General features: G+C 57.0%; 17 protein-coding genes. All 17 read right to left on the reverse strand.

Annotated elements, in window-relative coordinates; all coding sequences use genetic code 11:
• Positions 1-3 precede the first annotated feature (3 nt).
• Complete coding sequence (gene wbjC / locus LVS58_RS03730) at positions 4-1,122, reverse strand: UDP-2-acetamido-2,6-beta-L-arabino-hexul-4-ose reductase (protein WP_233689939.1); 1,119 nt, start codon at positions 1,120-1,122, stop codon at positions 4-6.
• A gap of 4 nt (positions 1,123-1,126) precedes the next feature.
• Positions 1,127-2,161 carry a polysaccharide biosynthesis protein gene (locus LVS58_RS03735; RefSeq protein WP_233689940.1) on the reverse strand — a complete coding sequence of 345 codons (1,035 nt, stop codon included), beginning with the start codon at positions 2,159-2,161 and terminating at the stop codon, positions 1,127-1,129.
• Positions 2,154-3,365 carry a glycosyltransferase gene (locus tag LVS58_RS03740; RefSeq protein WP_233689941.1) on the reverse strand — a complete coding sequence of 404 codons (1,212 nt, stop codon included), beginning with the start codon at positions 3,363-3,365 and terminating at the stop codon, positions 2,154-2,156. Before LVS58_RS03740 ends, LVS58_RS03735 begins: the two co-directional genes overlap by 8 nt.
• A 66-nt stretch (positions 3,366-3,431) precedes the next feature.
• A complete protein-coding gene (locus tag LVS58_RS03745; RefSeq protein WP_233689942.1) occupies positions 3,432-4,457 on the reverse strand; it encodes an EpsG family protein in 1,026 nt (341 codons plus the stop codon).
• A gap of 3 nt (positions 4,458-4,460) precedes the next feature.
• A complete protein-coding gene (locus tag LVS58_RS03750; protein ID WP_233689943.1) occupies positions 4,461-5,462 on the reverse strand; it encodes a glycosyltransferase family 2 protein in 1,002 nt (333 codons plus the stop codon).
• A 48-nt stretch (positions 5,463-5,510) separates the two neighbouring features.
• The gene (locus LVS58_RS03755; protein WP_233689944.1) at positions 5,511-6,761 is read right to left on the reverse strand and encodes an oligosaccharide flippase family protein; all 1,251 of its coding nucleotides are present in this window, start codon (positions 6,759-6,761) and stop codon (positions 5,511-5,513) included.
• Positions 6,762-6,809: 48 nt separating this feature from the next.
• Positions 6,810-7,853, reverse strand: a complete 1,044-nt coding sequence (locus LVS58_RS03760; protein ID WP_233689945.1) for a Wzz/FepE/Etk N-terminal domain-containing protein — start codon at positions 7,851-7,853, stop codon at positions 6,810-6,812.
• 386 nt (positions 7,854-8,239) lie between these two features.
• Positions 8,240-9,673 carry an MBL fold metallo-hydrolase gene (locus tag LVS58_RS03765; RefSeq protein WP_233689946.1) on the reverse strand — a complete coding sequence of 478 codons (1,434 nt, stop codon included), beginning with the start codon at positions 9,671-9,673 and terminating at the stop codon, positions 8,240-8,242.
• A gap of 102 nt (positions 9,674-9,775) precedes the next feature.
• A complete protein-coding gene (locus LVS58_RS03770) occupies positions 9,776-10,039 on the reverse strand; it encodes a lipopolysaccharide assembly protein LapA domain-containing protein (protein ID WP_047595005.1) in 264 nt (87 codons plus the stop codon).
• Between the two features lie 21 nt (positions 10,040-10,060).
• Positions 10,061-10,357, reverse strand: a complete 297-nt coding sequence (gene ihfB, locus LVS58_RS03775; RefSeq protein WP_003252675.1) for an integration host factor subunit beta — start codon at positions 10,355-10,357, stop codon at positions 10,061-10,063.
• Positions 10,358-10,787: 430 nt separating this feature from the next.
• Positions 10,788-12,464, reverse strand: a complete 1,677-nt coding sequence (gene rpsA, locus LVS58_RS03780; RefSeq protein ID WP_003252673.1) for a 30S ribosomal protein S1 — start codon at positions 12,462-12,464, stop codon at positions 10,788-10,790.
• A gap of 124 nt (positions 12,465-12,588) precedes the next feature.
• The gene (gene cmk, locus LVS58_RS03785) at positions 12,589-13,266 is read right to left on the reverse strand and encodes a (d)CMP kinase (protein WP_267954278.1); all 678 of its coding nucleotides are present in this window, start codon (positions 13,264-13,266) and stop codon (positions 12,589-12,591) included.
• Between the two features lie 5 nt (positions 13,267-13,271).
• A complete protein-coding gene (locus tag LVS58_RS03790; protein ID WP_233690277.1) occupies positions 13,272-15,479 on the reverse strand; it encodes a bifunctional prephenate dehydrogenase/3-phosphoshikimate 1-carboxyvinyltransferase in 2,208 nt (735 codons plus the stop codon).
• A 189-nt stretch (positions 15,480-15,668) separates the two neighbouring features.
• Complete coding sequence (gene pheA / locus LVS58_RS03795) at positions 15,669-16,763, reverse strand: prephenate dehydratase (RefSeq protein ID WP_016715021.1); 1,095 nt, start codon at positions 16,761-16,763, stop codon at positions 15,669-15,671.
• 1 nt (position 16,764) lies between these two features.
• Positions 16,765-17,850, reverse strand: coding sequence for a 3-phosphoserine/phosphohydroxythreonine transaminase (gene serC, locus LVS58_RS03800; protein ID WP_233689948.1), 1,086 nt, complete (start codon positions 17,848-17,850; stop codon positions 16,765-16,767).
• A 147-nt stretch (positions 17,851-17,997) separates the two neighbouring features.
• A complete protein-coding gene (gene gyrA, locus LVS58_RS03805; protein ID WP_233689949.1) occupies positions 17,998-20,769 on the reverse strand; it encodes a DNA gyrase subunit A in 2,772 nt (923 codons plus the stop codon).
• Between the two features lie 362 nt (positions 20,770-21,131).
• Positions 21,132-22,208: an S-methyl-5-thioribose-1-phosphate isomerase gene (gene mtnA / locus LVS58_RS03810; RefSeq protein WP_233689950.1), complete on the reverse strand. Its 1,077-nt coding sequence runs from the start codon at positions 22,206-22,208 to the stop codon at positions 21,132-21,134.
• Positions 22,209-22,280: the final 72 nt, after the last annotated feature.

The raw sequence follows: 22,280 nt of genomic DNA on the forward strand, positions 1-22,280 counted from the left end.
CGTTCAGGCTTCGGTGCCTACTGGCCGAGCGTAGGTATCAGGGTTCTCACGGTCGAAAATTTCGTTGGCCCAAAGCATGACGATCATCTCGTCATCACCGACGTTGGTGATGTCGTGGGTCCAGCCCGGGACAGTCTCGACAATCTCCGGCTCTTCGCCAGAGGTGAACAGTTCGTGGAACGCCCCTGACACCACATGACGGAAGCGAAAACACGCCTTACCTTTGATCACCAAAAACTTTTCTGTCTTTGTGTGGTGGTAATGGCCGCCTCGGGTGATGCCCGGGTGCGCGGTGAAGTAGGAAAACTGGCCACTGTCCTTGGTTTTTAGCATTTCGACAAACACGCCTCGCGGGTCGCCATGCTTGGGCACCTTATAGGTGAAACTCTCGGGGGGGACGTAGCTCAGGTAGGTCGAATAAAGGGCTCGTATCAAGCCGGTACCCACTGCCTCCGTGACCATGCTCTCACGGCTGTCGCGGAAGGTACGTAGCAGGTCTGCCAGTTCCCCCACCGTGATGCTGTACTGCGGCTCTACTTCAGCAAAAGGCGTGCCGGACTTCTCTCCATCTAGCACCTGGACAAATGCTTTGATTACATCATCGATGTAAACGAGATTGATAAGCGCATGAGGGTCATTGATGGTGATGTCCAAGCCATGCACGATGTTGTGGCAAAACGTTGCCACAGCCGAGTTATAGTTCGGCCGTGCCCACTTGCCAAATACGTTAGGCAGGCGGAACAGATGCACGGCCGAGCCATGCTGCGACTGTAACTCGGACAGAGCCTCTTCCGCGCCACGCTTGCTGGCACCGTAGGCGTTATCCAGTTCAGCCTGGCTCGACGAAGTATAGAGGACAGGAATCTGCCGCCCAGTTCCCTTGATAGCCCGGCACAGTTCCAAGGTCAGGTCAGCATTGCCAACCTTGAACTCCTCGGGGTCTTTAGGCCGGTTTATTCCCGCCAGATGGAATACAAAGTCCACATCACGAACCTTTTCGGGCAGCGACTCAAGGGCATGCTCCCGAGTGAAAAGCACTACCTCGATATCCTTGCGCTCGCCAAGGTGCACCAGCAGGTTGCGCCCTACGAATCCATTTGCCCCTGTGACCAGTACTTTCATCGCTTCACTCCTCCGGGGTGGCATGCTCGCCGCGTTCGATGGCGCGAATAAAGTCCAGTTTGCGCAGCAGCTGCTGCATCCCGGCAACATCAAGGCGCTGGGTGTTGTGGGAGTTATAGTCCTCGGTAATTGAGAGACGGGTCTCGCCCTCTTCTACAAACTTCGCATAGTTCAAGTCACGCAGATCTGGCGGCACACGGTAGTAATCCCCCATGTCCTCGGCACATACCAGCTCTTCCCGGCTCAGCAGGGCTTCGTAGAGTTTTTCGCCATGACGGGTACCGATCACATTGATCGGGTGCTGCGGCTTGCCAACCAATTCGGTCAGCGCCTTGGCCAGCACTTCGATGGTTGCTGCAGGCGCTTTCTGCACAAACAAGTCGCCGTTGTTACCGTGCTCAAAGGCATACAGCACCAGGTCGACGGCATCGGACAAGGTCATCATGAATCGCGTCATGTTAGGGTCAGTCAGTGTCAACGCCTGCCCGGCACGAATCTGCTCGATGAACAGCGGGATGACCGAACCGCGAGAAGCCATCACATTGCCGTAGCGCGTGCCGCAAATCACGGTTTTTTTCTCATCGACGTTACGTGATTTTGCAACCATCACCTTTTCCATCATCGCCTTGGAAATACCCATGGCGTTGATCGGGTAAACCGCCTTGTCAGTACTCAGGCAAACAACCCGACGTACTTCGTTCTGGATAGCTGCTTCCAGAAGGTTTTCGGTACCAATCACATTGGTTTTGACCGCCTCCATGGGGTGAAACTCGCAGGATGGAACCTGCTTCAGCGCGGCCGCATGAAAGATGTAATCAACACCTCGTGTCGCGTTCAAAAGGCTCTGATAATCACGCACATCCCCGATATAAAACTTCAGCTTAGAGCTGCCATATCGCTTGCGCATGTCATCTTGTTTCTTCTCGTCTCGACTGAAAATGCGGATTTCTGCAATCTCAGTATCCAGAAAGCGCTTGAGAACGGCATTGCCAAACGATCCGGTTCCGCCGGTGATGAGTAACTTCTTGCCTTCAAACATAGGTTTTCCCTTTTATGGCTTCCAGCACCTTGGCGATCTGAGCACTGGGCATTTTATGATCTGCAACAAATTTTTTTGCCAACAACCCCATTTCGCTGAGCTCATCGGCATCGAGCGAGGCCACCTTGGCTATCATCTCTTTCAGCCCCTCTGGGCCGGGTGGAACCAGGTAGCAAAAACGATAATATTCTTTAGGTATACCGTCAAGCGCATACATCATGACCGGCACACCCGAAGACATGTACTCAATTATCTTCGATGGAAACGAGTACTTAGTAAACGCCGACTCATTATCACGCGGGTTAATTAGCAACGTCGCTTCCCGCTGCAACTTCAGAACAGCGTTTCTGTCCAACTGCCCCAGGTACTTTACTCTACAATTGGCTGCGGAAACGCTTTCCACATTGGCACGATCATCGCCATCCCCACAAATATAAAGCTCATAATTATCAACATTGGATGCGAGGAATGCGTCCACCAACTTGCGAATTCCATATCGCCTGTCCAAGGTGCCGCTATACAAGAAATAGGGCTTGCGCACGGACGAAGTCGGGCGGCTGACATAATCACTGTCTGCTATACCTTCAACAACAACCTTTTTGAGTTTTGGAGAAAATACGTCAAGCATCGCATCAGTGATCGCGACGACACTGTCGGCCCCATTGACAATTCGGTATGAAATGCGCGCCAAACCCTGAAAGACAAGTTTAGTCAGGCCGGAGCGAGCTGCCATATACTCTGGAAGGTCCGGTACAATCACGCAAAAATCCACATCTCTACGCATTGCACGGATCAACCTGCACGCAACAAGAAACGGGAGATGCATCGAATAACAGACCAGTAACGTGCGCTCCCCTCCGCCTTTTGGCAGGCTGTCTTGTATGCCACGATAGGCAACCATCACCTTGTGCAGGTTCTTGATGATCGTCAGATTGAAAAAGGACTTATTTTTGACGGTGGCTCCATTCATCTGTTCTAGCGCAACTGCGGGCGAATAGAACATTTCCTTATACCTTCGCGGGTACGCACCTATAAACGGAAGATTGACCACCGTTATCCCGCTAATCTCAGGGCTCTCGCTGAAACCACGGATATAGTTTTTCTGCAGTGTGTCCGCCGCAAACTGAATGCTACCCAGTGAATAGCTGACAATTGCTTCACGGTCAGCATCTGTGAACACGCCCCCCAGAAACACTACTCTCATAAATTCGCCTCAACCTGAACGTCGACCCTTGCATGCACCAGAATCTGCTCCACTATATGCGCCCCATTATCCCAGCCCCAACAGTGCATTATTCTTGAACAGCGGTATCACCGAATATTCAGCCACGGGCACCAAAAAAAACAAGATGAGGTAGAGCATCAAGAACGACAAGTAACACAAGACAGGAAAATAACTTCTCCTCCACACAAACAACGCATTAACACAATGTAATAAATTGAAGAAAAGCACAAAACGAAGCAACCTAATAAAAATTTCAGATTCAAAATACAGCGGAATAAAAAGCAGTGACAAACAGTTGACATTACAAATGAAAATTAACTCTTTATCACGCTCGTCAGCCGCCATACCACGCAACAAATATTTCCGCTCCGCCAGCGCAACCACCAGCAAAGCCAACACCGAAAGCAAATGAACAGCCGAATTGAAAATCGAACTTTTCAATGAAGTAGCGTAATAACTGAAGTGCGCAGCTATCGAATCTGGAAGCGTTACAAAATAACGAACCATCACGTAAGCAGATATAAAAATGCAGTAGAACGAAATAAGACGAGCCAACGGTAGCACCCGCCCAAGAGGCACTACGACGAATACCATGTAAACAAGCGATGACTGATGGATACTGGTCGCCAGCAAAATTAGCAACGCGTAGGCGAGGCGGCCCCGCCAGCCACCTTCATACAAGTACAACATCGCCTGTAAACATATGGCAAACGCTAGAAAATTTCGCATCAATACAAAATCTAACGCGAAGAAGCAAACGAAATAAGCCAGCATTGATGCCACGGGTGCAATAGCTTTTTTCAGGATGTAGCGATATACAAGCAGCAGCGTCACAAGTGAAAGGGCAACCTGGAACTCGCCAAATGATATGCCCGCCTGCTTAGCTAGTATATTGAGATAGCCATATCCAACTTCCTTACCCCAACTGGCCAGGGTAACACGCGTATTATAATATAGCTCATAACCGTCACGATCACCATTCCAGGTATTCCACCCGTACAGCGCCCACATCAGCAGGAACACTGGGACGGACAAAATAATCGAGAGATACCTGCTCTGTATCGTCGCCATGGCTCAGGCAAACTTGCTCTTTAAGTAACCCAGAATACTTTCTGTCTTACGTATACCAAGCATTTTCCGAACCACCCGAGAAAGTCTTGATTTTGCGGAAAAAAACTTCGGATGGAGGATAATTTTGGCAACAGCAACCTCAAAGGCATCGTCAATCAACAACGTCTTCGGGTGCTTTAACGGAAATTCCAGAGGCCGTGTTGGCAAACCGCAGAATCGCTCGGTCATTACATCCTCCATTGATGTGCCACCGTGCGTCGAATGATTGTCTACTCCAATATTGGTAATCTGATTGTACATCGGCACAATGCCGTACAAATTATGGGCACGAATGGAAAAACTCATTTGGTAGTCCCACGAATAGAACCGTCCAGTCTTGGACTTGGCATCCAATTCATACTCGACATTGTACCGATCCTGATAGTAGAGTTTCTCGTATGCATATTCCTTACGAATACGATCACGCACATAGGGGTCTTGCCACAGGGCAAGCTCACCGTCATAGAAGGGTATGAACTTACTCGCCCATGACGCCCAACCACATGGCATCATGTTCTTGGTAAATACATAACTGGAACCATCTTGCGGCGCATACGTCTTTAGATAGTTCGTACCGCAAATCCACAAGACCCGAGTATCGCTCTCGTATCTTTTTAATAGCTCTTTGCAGAACTGAAAAAAGGTAATCTCCGGAAAATTATCGTCTTCCAAAAAAATGGCAAACGGCTCTCGCTGCAGCACCCACTTTGCGCCGCCAGCAATATTTTCGTAAACACCTACGTTCTGAGGCTCATATTTTTTTACGACTTCGCACTCCCAGGTAATGGCGCGCTCAATCGCGTCACGACACTCAGATACCTGAGTCCGCTCGTCGTCGGTTCGCCCACCATCAGAGAGCAGGTAAAGACGCGCAGGAGCGATTTTGGCAAGCTGCTTGATTATTTCCAGGGGTTTGTCGATGCGCTTGAACAAGAACAAAGCCACCGGAACGTCGAATCTTTCCATAAAATCGCCTACCTTTCACTTCTTGACCGGGCGTCAAATCCAGACAACCTATTGATATTCAGGCACTTTTTTTACGAGACTGTAGCTGTATGCAATTTCAAGCATGGCTGAGCTCACCAAACCGAGCACAACAGAACTTATATCCCAATGGACGCTCAAGTAAAACGCACAAAAGCAATAGAATGAGATGATCGAAACGATCTGATTTTTTAGCACTAGACTATAACACTGGTTTGGCACATAGATAAAATAAATATGACTACCGACAATGAGGTAGGTCAAGATACTGATGCTGAGCAGGATCGATAGGTAATATGCCTGCTCCATGCCTGGCGGCGCAATAAACGCCACCACCCAATACCCACCAACCACAACCGACAAGATGCACAGCAGGCCGACGCCGAGCTCAATCTTTATGATCTTGCTAATCAATTCACGTCGTGCACTGCGAATCAGAGCAGGGAACAATGCCGCATTAATATTTGACGCCAACAGGCTCGGCACCGAAAAAATCTTGTTCGCAAGGTCATAGATCGCAACCTCTCGCATACCGAAGAGACTACCAATAATAATTTCAATACTTTTCTGCTTAAATGTGTTGGCCGCTGTAGACCAGAAAAACGGCTGCACTTCCAACAACAATGCCGTTACCTCCTTACCCGCCGGAAACACAGGGCGCTCACACCCCCGACTTGCAACTAGAAATGCCAGCAGGCTGGCAAGTATGTTGACCCCGACAGTAATCGCAGTGTAGAACACTACGTCCCCTTCTTGGGTAACTAGCAGAAAGATTAACGGCAATGACAACAGCTTCAATACAAGCTGAATAGTCGTTAAAACCTTCATCTTCTGCATACCATGGAAGTACCACTGCGGCAGAAGCACACTGGACAATACATTGGCATAGGCCATGACAAACACCTGCCAATGCTCACGCATAAATTCGAAAACCATCATCAACAGCAAGAATATTGCCGTGGCGACACAGACTAACCAGCTTTTGGCCAACAACACGCGAGCCATCAGGCTGCCATGCCCGAGCTTGTTATCTTGCTCAAGCGATACTAGCTTTGCTGCATGAATATCGAAGCCAAAATTCACAAGCACCATGAAATACATGGCAACACCGGATGCAAATACATACAGCCCAAAATTTTCCACCCCAAGCCGATGAATAACATAGGGATAGATGAGGAGATAAAAGAAAGAGTTCATGACCTGCAATGCCGTCATATGCAGGTAATTACTAACCACTTTCAGGTTGTTTTTATAAAGTATTTTAACCTGACTCAAGTTCAATTTACGCCCCTTTTACCACATCAGCCAGCACCTGAGCCAAGCCATTCGTTACGCAAATCGCTCTTTCTTTCCACGCACGAAAAACCGAAACAGCGCAATGAATATTCCCAGACCTAACCCCAGCACGAGCCCGCCCAATATAATCAACAATTTCCTTGGCTTAACGGGCTGATCAGGCACCGCAAGCACCCCATCTCGCTGATAAACACGAAAAGCATCCCCGTTCACCTTAAAATTCCGATAAAATGCCATACGCTCTTCAAGCTGACGCAAGTTATCAATATACGGGTCATCCGAGTTACGCTTCTCCATATTATCTATTTCGGCATGAATAGCATCACTACCACGCATATATGCAAGATCCCCATCCATTCGCGCCGATAACTCCGAGGCACTCCCCGTAATAATAGGAGGCTTCTTTAAGCCCACAGCCAAGGCAATTGACAGCGCCTCTTTCAACTTACTCAGCCGATCTTCCCTCTCCTTACGCGCCACCTCACGTTTGCCGGAGATTTCTCTATCCAACATGACGGCACGCAAGGAAGCATCTGAAACGGCATTCTTCACCAACTCGTTCTTGGTCATTTCAGCGGCGGTATCTGCCAATGTATCTGCCCACTTCACCGCTACCGCTGGGTCAGAATAAGAGACGCTGATCACATAGCGTGCAGCCGCATCATCACCCGCTTTGCTGATTACAAACGAGCGAGAAAATTGTTTGAACATCACATTCTGGGACATCGTTCTCTCGCTTTCAGGAAGCGAGGGGAGATAGACTTCTTCAAACACCTGGCGTCGCGCATTTTCCGAATAAAGCAATCGCGCATATAAATCGTATACTTCCCTAACAGAAATCAACGGCAGGCCAGTTGCTTCACCGCGGCCATAATTAATGGCAGAAATATCGTTATGAGAAGGCGCTACGATTGCAAGATCAGCCTGATAGATAGGCTGGCGAGTAAAAGCGTAAAATACTGCCAACAGCAACAAAACGATCGTTAGCCCGAATATTAAAAACTTTTGTTCCAACAAGCTTTTGAATAGCTCGCTTAGATCAACTTCCTCGCCACCACGGTATTGCTCGCTAGCCATTCAATGTTTTCCTAGTCTTCACTTGCACTGCTGCATTCGCCCCTGCCCAACCGCCTAGCCAACAACCAACAAACGAGGGGTAAATAAATACAACGGGGTCGAACAGCATCCGCAGAGGGGGGAAATTCACTACCCAAAGAGTGCTGCTCGAGGCACTCCTCATACCAGCAGGCTCTTCAGCGCTAGGATATCCCATACGAAAGCAATAGCAAGAGTGACGGCAATCCACCTCCATAGATGCGAATAGATATCAATTGAATAGCTTTGCTTTTTGACTATACAATCAATATAAAATCTGGTAACCCGTTTTCAGAGCGTTCGTTTAGGGTTGAAGTAGAGATCGCTTGGCTCGAAAAGTTCCGGAAAAATGTCATTGGTCTGTTCTTCTATTTTGGTATACCAACTTCCAATGTGACGCTCGAAGCAACAGCGCTGTTGCGCATTGCCTGTAGTAGTTGCCGCTTGGCCCTTGCCTCACCATGTACAAGTAATACTCGTCCTGCAGGTGACTGCCCCTGCAAAGCGAAGCGCACGAGCCCAAGCTGATCTGCATGCCCTGCAAAGCCAGCAAAATTCATGACCTTAAGCCGTACCGCATACATCCGCCCATCCAGATCAACCTGCACAAAGCCTTGCGCTCCTTCGCTAGCCTGTATCACCGCCCCCGGCGTCCCCTTGGCCTGATACCCCACAAACATCACCTCATGCCGCGGATCCCCCAGCATGGCCTTGAGGTAATTGACGATGCGCCCACCCGAACACATGCCGTTGCCGGCGATCACGATCGCAGGGCGCCCTGTGCTCTTGAGGTAGTTGACCACCTGCTGGTGGCGGGCATGGGTGTCCACGCTGATCAGTTGGCTGAAGCCGAGTGGATCGCGCCCTGCTGCAACACGCGCCCTGGCTTCTGCATTCCAGTATTCGTGTAGCTCCCGGTACACACCGGTGATGCGCTGCGCCAACGGCGAATCGAGGATGATGGGCAACTGTGACCAGTCGATCGGCTCCCCGTCCGGGGCCGGACCGATGGTATTCAGCAGGGCCTTGCGGTGCAGAATGTCTTCCAGCTCGTACAGCAGCTCCTGGGTACGGCCAAGACTGAATGCAGGAATCAGGAGGGTGCCCTTGTCGGCGAGGGCACGGTCGATGGCGTCTTCCAGCCGCTGACGGCGGTCGCCTGCCTGTGGGTGCAGGCGGTCGCCGTAGGTACTTTCCAGCACCAGTACGTCAGCACGCTCCGGGGGCTGCACCGGGCGCAGCAGCGGGTTGCCACAAGCGCCCAGATCGCCAGAGAACACGTAACGGCTGTTGGTTTGCTCATGCTGCATATCGCACTCGACATAAGCGGAACCCAGCAGATGCCCTGCACGCTGCAGACGAATACGGCAGGCAAGACCAGGGCGCTCGAGCACCGTGTGCCACTGCTCGAAGGGCAGCGGCACGATAAGGTCACGGAGGAAATCGAGATAGCGCGCCACCTGCGCAGGCTCGCTGCTGATGCTCAGCTTGTAGGCGTCTTCCAGTACCAGCGGCAGCAGCCGGGCCGAGGGCTCGCTGCACAGGATAGGACCACGGTAACCCGCTGCCAGCAGCGCAGGGATGCGCCCAACATGGTCGAGATGGACATGGGTGATGACCAGGGCCTGAATGCCTTGGATATCAAAACCGAGGGGGGCGGATTCTGCGCCGGGCGGCGCATCAGCCCCCTGTTCCAGCCCGCAATCGACCAGCAAACTGGTGGATGGGCCGAGGTGCAGTTGGTGACAGGACCCGGTGACACCGCGGGTACCACCGTGATGGGAAAGGCTGGGATATTCCATGCTGCGCACACTCGCCTGGACCGAAAATGAAGTGGACTATTACTCCATGACGGCCGACGCAAGCATAGGCGAACCTTTCTTTAGAAGGTGTAGGATATTTCCTTAGTTGCCGTTCAGTGCCGCCTGACGGGCAGAAGCCCTGATCTTGCGCTTGCTGCGCTGCACGCCGTAGGCCCCCAGCAACGGCCCGACTGCCAGGCCAATGACCAAGGCAGCCAATACCAGGACAGCAACCGGCATGGCGGGTGCAGCCCAACCGAACAGGACCAATGACACGGCTTGCTGGTTCTCCAGCACGAAGAACAGCACCACAGCCGCCAACAGCAGCACGAACACAGCCGCCAGGGCGCGCTTGAGGTTACGCATCAGAATTCTCTCCTTGGTAGATCAGGCTTCAGCCTCGTCTTCTTCATTGACCCGATCACGCAGCTCTTTGCCGGGCTTGAAGTGCGGCACGAACTTGCCTTCAAGGCTGACCGATTGGCCGGTCTTTGGGTTACGGCCCACGCGGGGGGCGCGATAGTGCAGCGAGAAGCTGCCAAAACCGCGGATCTCGATGCGATCGCCGGTAGCCAGGCATTGCGACATCTGTTCAAGCATGGTCTTGATGGCCAGCTCCACGTCCTTGGACGAGAGCAGCCCCTGATGGGTGACAATACGTTCGATCAGCTCCGACTTCGTCATATTTTTCCCTTCGTTATCAAGCAGCTAGATCATTGCTTAACCAGTTTGTAGCACGCTGGGAAGGATTTGAACAGGGTGGATCTTGACTTAATAAAAAAATTCAAGATTGAAGTAATTCAAGAATGGTCTACCACGCGCAAAGGCCAGCGCTGCCTGATTCGCGGGTGAGCCCGCGCCCACAATGGGGTGGCGACACCACCGATTGATGCAGGAGCGGGCTTGCCGGCGAATGCGGTGGCGGCTGCGACGGTGAATGACCGGGGGAGCTTGGCCGGCAGGTCCGGCCTATTCGCGGGTGAACCCACTCCTACAATGGAGGGCGTCAGCCTGACGCTGGCGTGACCCGGCAGCGCCATTCGCCGCGCCGCTTGGTTGCGGAGCAAAAAAAAGGGCGACCCGAGGGTCGCCCTTTTTACCGATCAAACAGAACTCAGTTCTGCTTGGCCATTGCTTCGCGCAGCAGCGCAGCCATGGTGGTGTCGGCAGCAGCTTCCGGAGCGTTTTTCAGGCTCTGGATAGCTTCGCGCTCTTCAGCGTCGTCTTTCGATTTGATCGACAGGCTGATAACGCGGGACTTGCGGTCAACGCTGATGATCTTAGCTTCGATCTCTTCGCCTTCCTTCAGAACGTTACGCGCGTCTTCAACGCGGTCACGGCTGATTTCGGAAGCTTTCAGAGTGGCTTCGATGTCGTCGGCCAGGGTGACGATGGCGCCTTTGGCGTCAACTTCTTTCACGATGCCCTTGACGATAGCGCCCTTGTCATTGACAGCAACGAAGTTGGAGAACGGATCGTCTTCCAGCTGCTTGATGCCCAGGGAGATGCGCTCGCGCTCTGGGTCAACCGACAGGATGACAGTTTCCAGCTCGTCGCCCTTCTTGAAACGACGCACGGCTTCTTCGCCGGTTTCGTTCCAGGAGATGTCGGACAGGTGAACCAGGCCGTCGATGCCGCCGTCCAGACCAATGAAGATACCGAAGTCGGTGATCGACTTGATGGTACCGGTGATCTTGTCACCCTTGTTGAACTGGCCGGAGAAGTCTTCCCATGGGTTGGACTTGCACTGCTTGATGCCCAGGGAGATACGACGACGCTCTTCGTCGATGTCCAGAACCATGACTTCCACTTCGTCGCCAACCTGAACGACTTTCGACGGGTGGATGTTCTTGTTGGTCCAGTCCATTTCGGAAACGTGTACCAGACCTTCAACGCCTTCTTCCAGCTCAGCGAAGCAGCCGTAGTCGGTCAGGTTGGTAACGCGAGCCTGTACGCGAGTACCTTCTGGGTAACGGGCAGTGATAGCTACCCACGGATCTTCGCCCATCTGCTTCAGACCCAGCGAAACGCGGTTGCGCTCACGGTCGAACTTCAGAACGCGTACGTCGACTTCGTCGCCAACGTTAACGATTTCCGATGGGTGCTTGATGCGCTTCCAGGCCATGTCGGTGATGTGCAGCAGGCCGTCGATACCGCCCAGGTCCACGAATGCGCCGTAGTCGGTGAGGTTCTTGACGATACCTTTGACTTGCTGGCCTTCCTGCAGGGTTTCCAGCAGGGCTTCGCGCTCGGCGCTGTTCTCGGCTTCCAGCACGCTGCGACGGGAAACGACAACGTTGTTGCGCTTCTGGTCCAGCTTGATGACCTTGAATTCCAGCTCTTTGCCTTCCAGGTGGGTGGTGTCACGCACTGGGCGGACATCAACCAGGGAGCCCGGCAGGAACGCACGGATGCCGTTAACGTCGACAGTGAAGCCGCCCTTAACCTTACCGTTGATAACGCCCTTGACCACTTCTTCGGCGGCGAAAGCTGCTTCCAGAACAATCCAGCACTCGGCGCGCTTGGCTTTTTCACGGGACAGCTTGGTTTCGCCAAAGCCGTCTTCGACCGCGTCCAGCGCAACGTGAACTTCGTCACCGACCTTGATGGTCAGCTCGCCAGCTTCGTTGTAGAACTGCTCGAGCGGGATGACGCCCTCGGACTTCAGGCCAGCGTGTACGGTAACCCAGTCGCCGTCGATGTCGACAACGATACCGGTGATGATCGCACCCGGCTGAAGATTGAGGGTTTTCAGGCTTTCTTCAAAGAGTTCTGCAAAGCTTTCGCTCATTTTAATTCCTGTAGATTCGGGCGAAACAAACGCCCATCACCACATTCCAGACAATGTGGGTTCGTTTTAAGTAAAGGAAAGCCGGCAGGACGTTGACTGGTGCCCCTGCCTGCTTTCCTGGCTATCAGATAAGGTCGCGCTGGGCGATCTCGCTTCTGATACGTTGCAACACCTGCTCGATCGACAACTCGGTAGAGTCCAACTGAATGGCATCGGCCGCTGGCTTCAGCGGGGCCACTGCACGTTGGGTGTCACGCTCATCACGCGCACGAATCTCATCCAGCAGACTCGACAGACTAACATCTTCACCCTTGCCCTTCAACTGCAGGTAGCGGCGACGTGCTCGCTCCTCCGCGCTGGCGGTGAGGAAGACCTTCAATGGCGCATCCGGGAACACCACGGTACCCATGTCGCGACCGTCAGCAATCAGGCCTGGCGCTTCGCGGAACTCACGCTGACGGACCAGCAGCGCATCACGCACGGCCGGCAGCGAGGCCACCATCGATGCACCGGCACCGACGGTCTCGGTACGGATGACGTTGCTGACGTCCTCACCCTCAAGGATGATCTGTTGCAGCTTACCGGGCTCGGCAGCGATGAACTGCACATCCAGATGGGCGGCAAGCTTGGTCAGCAGCTCTTCGTTGGTCAGGTCGACGCCGTGGTTGCTGGCGTTGAATGCCAGCAAGCGATACAGCGCGCCGGAGTCCAGCAGCTTCCAGCCCAGCTCGCGGGCGATCAGCCCGGCGACCGTGCCCTTGCCCGAGCCGCTTGGCCCGTCGATGGTGATAACCGGTGCCATTGAATTCACGACTTGCCCTCTTCTGCCACGCGAATCCCCACTTCGGCGCACAGCGCCAGGAAGTTGGGGAACGAGGTGGCGACGTTGGCGCAGTCGTGAATGCGAATCGGCGCACTGGCGCGCAGCGAAGCCACACTGAAGGCCATGGCGATGCGGTGGTCACCATGCCCATGCACTTCGCCGCCGCCCAACTGGCCGCCGTCGATGATGATACCGTCCGGGGTCGGCTCGCACTTGATGCCCAAGGTGGTGAGGCCATCGGCCATCACCTGGATGCGATCGGACTCCTTCACCCGCAGCTCTTCGGCACCACGCAGCACGGTACGCCCTTCAGCACAGGCAGCGGCCACGAACAATACCGGGAATTCGTCGATGGCCAGCGGCACCAACGCTTCAGGAATGTCGATACCCTTCAGCTTGGCACCGCGCACACGCAGGTCGGCCACTGGCTCGCCGCCCACTTCACGCTGGTTTTCCAGGGTGATGTCGCCACCCATCAGGCGCAGAATGTCGATCACGCCGGTACGGGTCGGGTTGATGCCGACGTGCTCCAGCACCAGCTCGGAGCCTTCAGCGATAGAGGCTGCAACCAGGAAGAACGCTGCCGAGGAAATGTCAGCCGGCACTTCGATCCGGGTAGCAGTCAGCTTGCCACCGGACTGCAGCGAGGCCACCGGGCCATTGCTGTCGACCGAGTAGCCAAAACCGCGCAGCATGCGCTCGGTGTGGTCACGGGTAGGCGCAGGCTCGGTAACAGTGGTCTTGCCTTCGGCATACAGGCCGGCCAGCAGCAGGCAGGATTTGACCTGGGCGCTAGCCATCGGCAGCGTGTAGGTCAGCCCTTTGAGCTTGTGGCCACCGCGGATGGTCAGTGGCGGGCGACCGTCCGGGCCGGTCTCGACCACAGCACCCATTTCGCGCAGCGGGTTGGCCACACGGTTCATCGGGCGCTTGGACAGCGAGGCGTCGCCGGTCATGGTGACATCGAACGACTGACCGGCCAACAGGCCCGACAGCAGGCGCATCGAAGTGCCGGAGTTACCCACGTACAGCGGCCCTGGTGGCGGCTTGAGGCCATGCAGGCCCACGCCGTGAATGGTCACACGACCGTGGTTGGGGCCTTCGATGACCACACCCATGTCACGGAATGCCTGCAGGGTCGCCAGCGCATCTTCGCCTTCGAGGAAGCCTTCGACCTCGGTAGTACCTTCGGCCAGCGAGCCGAGCATGATCGAGCGATGGGAAATCGACTTGTCGCCCGGTACACGGATCCGCCCGTTCAGGCGGCCACCCGGTTGGGCCTGGAAAATCAGATCGTTGGCGTTCATAGCGTCCACATAGGCCCGGCGGGCCAGGATTTTACTGAAATGCTCGCGGGCAACCCGTGCGCGGGTGAATACCCCCAGCAGTTGGTGCCCGTCCCCTTCAGCGATCGCGTCGCGCAGGGCGTCGAGATCGCTGCGATATGTATCAAGCGTGCGCAGGACAGCATCGCGGTTGGCGAGGAAGATGTCATGCCACATGGTCGGATCGCTGCCGGCGATTCTTGTGAAATCGCGGAATCCACCCGCAGCGTACCGGAAGATCTCGAGGTTTTCATTGCGTTTGGCCAGTGAATCGACCAGGCCAAAGGCCAGCAGGTGTGGCAGATGGCTGGTGGCGGCCAGCACCTCGTCATGGCGCTCGACCGACATGTGCTCCACGTCGGCCTCCAGCGCACGCCACAAGCGGTCAACCAAGGCCAGCGCGGCGGGGTCGGTTTCGGCCAGCGGCGTGAGGATGACCTTGTGCCGGCGGAACAAGGTGGCATTGGAGGCCTCTACCCCGCTCTGCTCGGAACCGGCGATGGGGTGGCCCGGGACGAAGCGCGGCAAGCGAGCGCCGAAGACGGCACGCGCCTCCCGCACGACGTTGCCCTTGGCGCTGCCGACGTCGGTGATGATTGCATCACCCAGGTCGAGCCGGGCCAGACGCGCGAGGACTTTTTCCATGGCCAGGATCGGTACGGCCAGCTGGATGACATCGGCGCCCACGCAAGCGGCGGCGAGGTCTTCTTCGCAGCGGTCTACCACGCCCAGGGCCACGGCCTGCTTGCGCGAGGGGGCGTCCAGGTCGACTCCGACCACTTCGCGGCACAGGCCGCTTTCACGCAGGCCCTTGGCGAACGAGCCCCCGATCAGGCCCAGGCCGACCACGACCAGGCGATCGATAATGGGTGCGGGTTTGGTTTTTGCTGCATTTACCACTGGTGCGAACCCTGTTCTGAAATCTGGACAGCCGGTAAGAGCCATTGGGGCTGCTGTGCAGCCCATCGCGACGCAAGGCCGCCCCCACAATACGCTACACCTGCGGGAGCGGCCTTGTGTCGCGATGGGGCGCAAAACGGCCCCAATAACCTCAGATCAAAGCACCGCCTTTGGATACGAGCCCAGCACCTTCAGCGCCACAGCCTCCTGGCTGATCTGCTCGAGCACCGCCTTGATCAGCGGGTCGCGGTGGTGGCCGACGAAATCGATGAAGAACACGTAGGTCCACTTGCCGCTGCGCGACGGGCGGGTCTCGATGCGGGTCAGGTCGATGCCGTTCTGATGGAACGGCACCAGCAACTCGTGCAAGGCACCTGGCTTGTTGCTCATCGAAACGATGATCGAAGTCTTGTCGTCGCCGGTCGGCGGTACTTCCTGGTTGCCGATCATCAGGAAGCGCGTGGAGTTGTCCGGGCGGTCTTCGATCTTCTCGGCCAGACGGGTCAGCCCGTACAGGTTGGCCGCCATATCGCCGGCGATCGCTGCCGAATTCCACTCGCCCTTGACCCGCTTGGCCGCTTCGGCATTGCTCGATACGGCTACGCGTTCCACGTTCGGGTAGTGCGCGTCCAGCCATTTTCGGCACTGGGCCAGCGACTGGGCGTGGGAGTAGATGCGGGTAATGCTGTCGGTCTTGGTGTTCTCGCCCACCAGCAGGTGGTGGTGGATACGCAGCTCGACTTCACCGCAAATCACCATGTCATGCTCGAGGAAGCTGTCCAGGGTGTGGCTGACAGCACCTTCAGTGGAGTTTTCCACCGGCACCACGCCGAAGTTGACGGCACCGGCCGCCACCTCACGGAACACTTCGTCGATGGCCGCCATCGGCCGACTGATGACCGCGTGACCGAAGTGCTTCATGGCCGCAGCCTGGGTGAAGGTACCTTCAGGGCCGAGATAGGCGATTTTCAGCGGCTCTTCCAGGGCCAGGCATGACGACATGATTTCGCGGAACAGCCGCGCCATTTCTTCGTTGCCCAGCGGGCCCTTGTTGCGTTCCATCACGCGCTTGAGCACCGCGGCTTCACGCTCGGGACGGTAGAACACCGGCTTCTCGCCTTCCTTCAGCGAGGCAGTCTTGACCCGGGCAACTTCTTCGGCGCAGCGGGCGCGGTCGCTGATCAGCTCGAGGATTTTCTCGTCGAGGCTGTCGATGCGCACGCGCAGCGCCTTGAGCTCCTGTTCGGACATGTCAGCCATGCTCCTTCTCGAATTCGGCCATGTAGCCTACCAGCGCTTCTACCGCTTCCAGGCCCAGGGCGTTGTAGATGGAGGCGCGCATGCCGCCAACCGAACGGTGGCCCTTGAGGTTGAGCAGGCCACGCGCGTCGGCGCCAGCGAGGAAGGCCTTGTCCAGGCGCTCGTCAGCCAGGCGGAACGGCACGTTCATCCACGAACGGGCATTGACGCTGATCGGGTTGGTGTAGAACTCGCTGCGGTCGATGAACCCGTAAAGGCGCTCTTTCTTGGCACGGTTGCGCTGCTCCATGGCCTCGACACCGCCCTGCTCTTTCAGCCACTCGAACACCAGGCCCGAGAGGTACCAGGAGTAGGTGGCCGGGGTGTTGTACATCGACCCGTTGTCAGCCGAAACCTTGTAGTCGAGCATGGTCGGGCAGCTGCTGCGGGCATGACCCAACAGGTCTTCGCGCACGATCACCACCACCAGGCCGCTTGGGCCGATATTCTTCTGCGCGCCGGCGTAGATCAGGCCGAACTGCGACACATCGATCGGGCGCGAGAGGATGTCGGACGACATATCGACCACCAACGGCACGTCACCGGTTTGCGGCACCCAGTCAAACTGCAGGCCACCAATGGTCTCGTTGGACGCATAGTGCACATAGGCAGCGTTTTTGGTCAGGCTCCACTCGTTCTGCCCGGGGATGGCCAGGTAGTCGTAAGGCTTGGCAGTGGCGGCGACGTTGACGTTGCCGAAACGGCGCGCTTCCTCGATGGCCTTTTTCGACCAGATGCCGGTTTCGATGTAGTCGGCTGTGCCGTTTTCCGGCAGCAGGTTCAGCGGGATTTCAGCGAACTGCTGGCTGGCGCCCCCTTGCAGGAACAGCACCTTGTAGTTGGAGGGGACGGACAGCAGGTCACACAGGTCCTGCTCGGCCTTTTCGGCGATGGCCACATAATCGTCGCTGCGATGGCTCATTTCCATCACCGACAAGCCCTTGCCACGCCAGTCCAGCATCTCGGCCTGTGCGCGCTGCAGGACAGCGTCAGGAAGCGCGGCAGGGCCTGCGCAGAAGTTAAAGGCTCGTTTGCTCACATCCACTCTCGCTCTGCCAAATAGAACAAAATCGTAATTCGGTGGCCACATTCCATGCAGGATCGGTGGCGCCTGCCTCGCGGGCAAGCCCGCTCCTACACAGTCAAACGGGGCGACCTTGGTCGCCCCGCTCGGGTTTACGCTTGCTTACTCTTGCGGGGCCTCGTCGGCACCCGCAGCTTCTTCATTTTCATTGTCTGGCGCTACAGCCTCGACACCCTCCTCGTCCGCCTCGATCACGTCATCGAGTTCGTCCTCGGACGGCTCCTGGATACGCTCCAGGCCCACCAGTGTCTCATCGGCCGCCAGCTTGATCAGCGTAACACCCTGGGTGTTGCGGCTCAGGCTGGACACCTCGCCAACCCGGGTGCGCACCAGCGTACCCTGGTCGGAAATCAGCATGATCTCCTCGCCTTCCTGCACCTGGATAGCACCGATCAGCAGGCCGTTGCGCCCCTTGGTACCCATGGCGATCACGCCCTGGCCACCACGGCCGCGACGCGGGAACTTGGACAGCGGGGTGCGCTTGCCATAGCCACGCTCGGAGGCGGTGAGGATCTGCGAGCCGGATTCCGGGATCAGCATCGAGATGATGCGCTGACCTTTGCCCAGCTTCATGCCGCGTACACCACGGGCGTTACGGCCCATTTCACGCACGACGCTCTCGGCAAAGCGGATGACCTTGCCAGCGTCGGAGAACATCATGACTTCCTTGGCGCCATCGGTGATGGCCGCGGCAATCAGGGTGTCCCCTTCCTTCAGCTTCAGGGCGATCAGGCCGTTGGAACGCGGACGGGCGAACTGCACCAGCGGGGTCTTCTTGACGGTACCGGACGCGGTCGCCATGAAGATGTACGCGCCGGTCGGCTCTGCAACCCACTCCGGGGTGTCGCCGTCTTCTTCGTCGACTTCCTCGGCCTCTACCAGCTCACCCTCGAGCACGGTGTCATCAGCCTCGTCCAGTTCTTCGTCCAGGTCGGCGTTCTGCTGCAGCGCCTCGAGGTCGATCTGCAGCATGGCGGTGATGCGCTCACCCTCCTCCAGCGGCAGCAGGTTGACCAGCGGACGACCGCGGGCAGCGCGGGACGCTTCGGGGATTTCGTAGGTCTTCTTCCAGTACACCTTGCCCTTGCTGGAGAACAGCAACAGGGTGGCATGGCTGTTGGCGACCAACAGGTGCTCGATGTAGTCCTCGTCCTTCACGCCGGTCGCCGACTTGCCTTTGCCGCCGCGGCGTTGGGCCTGGTAGGCGGACAAAGGCTGGGTCTTGGCATAACCACCATGGGAGATGGTGACCACGCGCTCTTCTTCCGGGATCATGTCGCCGTAGTTGAGGTCGTGGCTGGCATTGAGGATTTCGGTGCGGCGGACATCGCCGTACTCGGCACGGATGGCCTCCAGCTCCTCGCGAATCACTTCCATCAGGCGCTCGGCGCTGCTGAGGATGCGGATCAGCTCGCCGATCTGCTCGAGGATTTCCTGGTACTCGGCCAGCAGCTTCTCGTGCTCCAGACCGGTCAGGCGGTGCAGGCGCAGGTCGAGAATGGCCTGGGCCTGTTCCGGCGACAGGAAGTACTTGCCGTCATGCAGGCCGTACTGCTCCGGCAGGTCCTCAGGGCGGCAGGCGTCGGCGCCGGCGCGCTCGACCATGACCTGCACGGCACTGGATTCCCACGGTGTGGAAACCAGGGCTTCCTTGGCTTCGGACGGCGTCGGCGAGGCCTTGATCAGGGCAATGACCGGGTCGATGTTGGACAGCGCAACCGCCTGGCCTTCAAGGATATGGCCGCGTTCACGGGCCTTGCGCAGCTCGAATACGGTACGGCGGGTCACCACTTCACGGCGGTGGCGGACGAACGCTTCGAGCAGGTCCTTGAGGTTGAGCAGGCGCGGACGGCCGTCGACCAGGGCCACCACGTTGATGCCGAATACGCTCTGCAGCTGGGTTTGCTGGTAGAGGTTGTTGAGCACCACTTCTGGCACCTCGCCGCGACGCAGCTCGATGACGATGCGCATGCCGTCCTTGTCGGACTCGTCGCGCAGCTCGGTGATGCCTTCGATCTTCTTCTCTTTGACCAGCTCGGCGATCTTTTCGATCAGGCGCGCCTTGTTCAGCTGGTACGGCAGCTCGGTGATCACGATCTGCTGGCGGCCGCCAACCTTGTCGATGTCTTCGATCGCGGAGCGGGCGCGCATGTAGATGCGACCACGGCCGGTGCGATAGGCCTCGATGATGCCCTGGCGACCGTTGATGATGCCGGCAGTCGGGAAGTCCGGGCCAGGGATGAACTGCATCAGCTCATCGATGGTGACTTCCGGGTTGTCGATGAGCGCCAGGCAGCCATCGATGACCTCGCCGAGGTTGTGCGGCGGAATATTGGTCGCCATGCCCACGGCAATACCGCTGGAACCGTTGACCAGCAGGTTGGGAATACGCGTCGGCATGACCGCCGGGATCTGCTCGGTGCCGTCGTAGTTGGGCACCCAGTCGACGGTTTCCTTGTGCAGGTCGGCCAGCAGCTCGTGGGCCAGCTTGGTCATGCGCACTTCGGTGTATCGCATGGCGGCAGCGTTGTCGCCGTCCACCGAACCGAAGTTGCCCTGGCCGTCGACCAGCAGGTAGCGCAACGAGAACGGCTGGGCCATACGCACGATGGTGTCGTAGACCGCAGTGTCGCCGTGCGGGTGGTACTTACCGATCACGTCACCGACCACACGGGCGGATTTCTTGTACGGCTTGTTCCAGTCGTTGCCCAGTTCGCTCATCGCATAGAGAACGCGACGATGCACGGGCTTCAAGCCGTCACGCGCATCGGGCAGCGCTCGCCCGACAATCACGCTCATCGCGTAGTCGAGGTAAGACTGTCTCAGTTCGTCTTCGATATTGACCGGGAGGATTTCTTTGGCCAGTTCGCCCATGAGAAGCCTGATTCCTTTTTCTGGTGAAACTTCGCAGCTCATTCAAGGGCCGAACGAAGCTCGCCGCCGCAGCGCATAAGGGTGCGACGACTTACGACAAATCAATGAGTTGTGCCATGGATCTGCGCAATGAAGGCCGCCACTTTGGGCGGCCTTGGAAACTGCCGGATATTATCACAAAGGCGGGGACGGTGGGGAGATCTGTACGGCAGTGCACGGTCATTGTGGGAGCGGCCTTGTGTCGCGAAAGGGCTGCCCAGCAGCCCCGGCAATTTTTACTTCTTCGCCGACATCCCGGGGCCGCTTTGCGCCCCTATCGCGACGCAAGGCCGCTCCCACAAAGTGCGCGTTCTACCGAGGTATCAGTGCAGGCGCTTGCGGCAAACCAGCTGAGCCAGCTTGGCAGCATCCGGGCGCTCGACAATGCCGCGCTCGGTCACGATCACATCGATCAGGTCGGCAGGCGTCACATCGAACACCGGGTTGAACACCTCGACACCCGGCGACACCCCCGTACCGCCGAAGTCCAGCCACTCGTCGGCGTCACGCTCCTCCAATGGGATATCCTCACCCGTGGCCAGGTTAAGGTCGATGCTGGTGCTCGGCGCCACGACCATGAAGCGCACGCCATGGTGCATGGCGCTGACAGCCAGCTGATAGGTGCCGATCTTGCCGGCCATGTCGCCATTGGCAGCGATGCAGTCCGCCCCCACCACCACCCAGGTGATGCCCTTGGTCTTCATGAGATGGGCCAGCGCAGAGTCGGCACAAAGGGTCACCGGAATGCCCTCGTTGGCCAGCTCCCAGCCGGTCAGGCGCGAGCCCTGCAACCAAGGGCGCGTCTCACCGGCATAAACCCGCTCGACCATGCCCTCCAGGTAGCCGGCACGGATCACCCCCAGTGCGGTGCCAAAGCCGCCACTGGCAAGGGCGCCGGCGTTGCCGAAGGTAAGCAGGGCCTGGGCATTGCCCTGATGGCGACGGATCAGTTCGATACCCTGCTGGGCCATGGTCAGGTTGGCTTCACGGTCGCTTTCGTGAATGGCCACCGCTTCGGCCTCCAGCGCGGCCAGAACGTCTTCTTCCGGGCGCAGGCGCAGCAGGCGCTCGCGCATGCGGTTCAGCGCCCAGAACAAATTGGCGGCGGTAGGACGCGCTTCGGCCAGGGTGAGAAAATCGTCTTCCAAGTCCATTTCCCAATCGCCACCTTCGGCCAGCCGCTCTTCAAGGGCCAGTACCAGGCCGTAAGCGGCGGCAATACCGATCGCCGAGGCGCCGCGCACTGCCATGTCACGGATGGCTGCGGCCACCTGCGCAACATTGTCGCAGGCCAGCCAACGCGCCTCCGACGGCAGCAGGCGCTGGTCGAGCAGGTGCAAGGCGCCGCCCTGCCAGCGGATCGCGGTCACCTTCTCCGCCGCCAAAAGTCGCTCGCGCATTGCCTCTCCCCGTCATTCGGATATCAAAAGCCGGCGATTATAGCGACCCTCGCGGCCGAGCGCTCGGGTATA

This window comes from Pseudomonas sp. JR33AA, from assembly GCF_021378985.1.
GTDB classification, from domain to species: Bacteria; Pseudomonadota; Gammaproteobacteria; order Pseudomonadales; family Pseudomonadaceae; genus Aquipseudomonas; species Aquipseudomonas alloputida.

Excerpts from the sequence above, each read along its gene's own strand:
- wbjC (WP_233689939.1), bottom strand. The coding sequence starts at position 1,122 with ATGAAAGTACTGGTCACAGGGGCAAATGGATTCGTAGGGCGCAACCTG.
- LVS58_RS03735 (WP_233689940.1), bottom strand. The coding sequence starts at position 2,161 with ATGTTTGAAGGCAAGAAGTTACTCATCACCGGCGGAACCGGATCGTTT.
- LVS58_RS03740 (WP_233689941.1), bottom strand. The coding sequence starts at position 3,365 with ATGAGAGTAGTGTTTCTGGGGGGCGTGTTCACAGATGCTGACCGTGAA.
- LVS58_RS03745 (WP_233689942.1), bottom strand. The coding sequence starts at position 4,457 with ATGGCGACGATACAGAGCAGGTATCTCTCGATTATTTTGTCCGTCCCA.
- LVS58_RS03750 (WP_233689943.1), bottom strand. The coding sequence starts at position 5,462 with ATGGAAAGATTCGACGTTCCGGTGGCTTTGTTCTTGTTCAAGCGCATC.
- LVS58_RS03760 (WP_233689945.1), bottom strand. The coding sequence starts at position 7,853 with ATGGCTAGCGAGCAATACCGTGGTGGCGAGGAAGTTGATCTAAGCGAG.
- LVS58_RS03765 (WP_233689946.1), bottom strand. The coding sequence starts at position 9,673 with ATGGAATATCCCAGCCTTTCCCATCACGGTGGTACCCGCGGTGTCACC.
- LVS58_RS03770 (WP_047595005.1), bottom strand. The coding sequence starts at position 10,039 with ATGCGTAACCTCAAGCGCGCCCTGGCGGCTGTGTTCGTGCTGCTGTTG.
- ihfB (WP_003252675.1), bottom strand. The coding sequence starts at position 10,357 with ATGACGAAGTCGGAGCTGATCGAACGTATTGTCACCCATCAGGGGCTG.
- rpsA (WP_003252673.1), bottom strand. The coding sequence starts at position 12,464 with ATGAGCGAAAGCTTTGCAGAACTCTTTGAAGAAAGCCTGAAAACCCTC.
- cmk (WP_267954278.1), bottom strand. The coding sequence starts at position 13,266 with ATGGCACCGGTTATCACCATCGACGGGCCAAGCGGCTCGGGCAAGGGC.
- pheA (WP_016715021.1), bottom strand. The coding sequence starts at position 16,763 with ATGTCCGAACAGGAGCTCAAGGCGCTGCGCGTGCGCATCGACAGCCTC.
- gyrA (WP_233689949.1), bottom strand. The coding sequence starts at position 20,769 with ATGGGCGAACTGGCCAAAGAAATCCTCCCGGTCAATATCGAAGACGAA.
- mtnA (WP_233689950.1), bottom strand. The coding sequence starts at position 22,208 with ATGCGCGAGCGACTTTTGGCGGCGGAGAAGGTGACCGCGATCCGCTGG.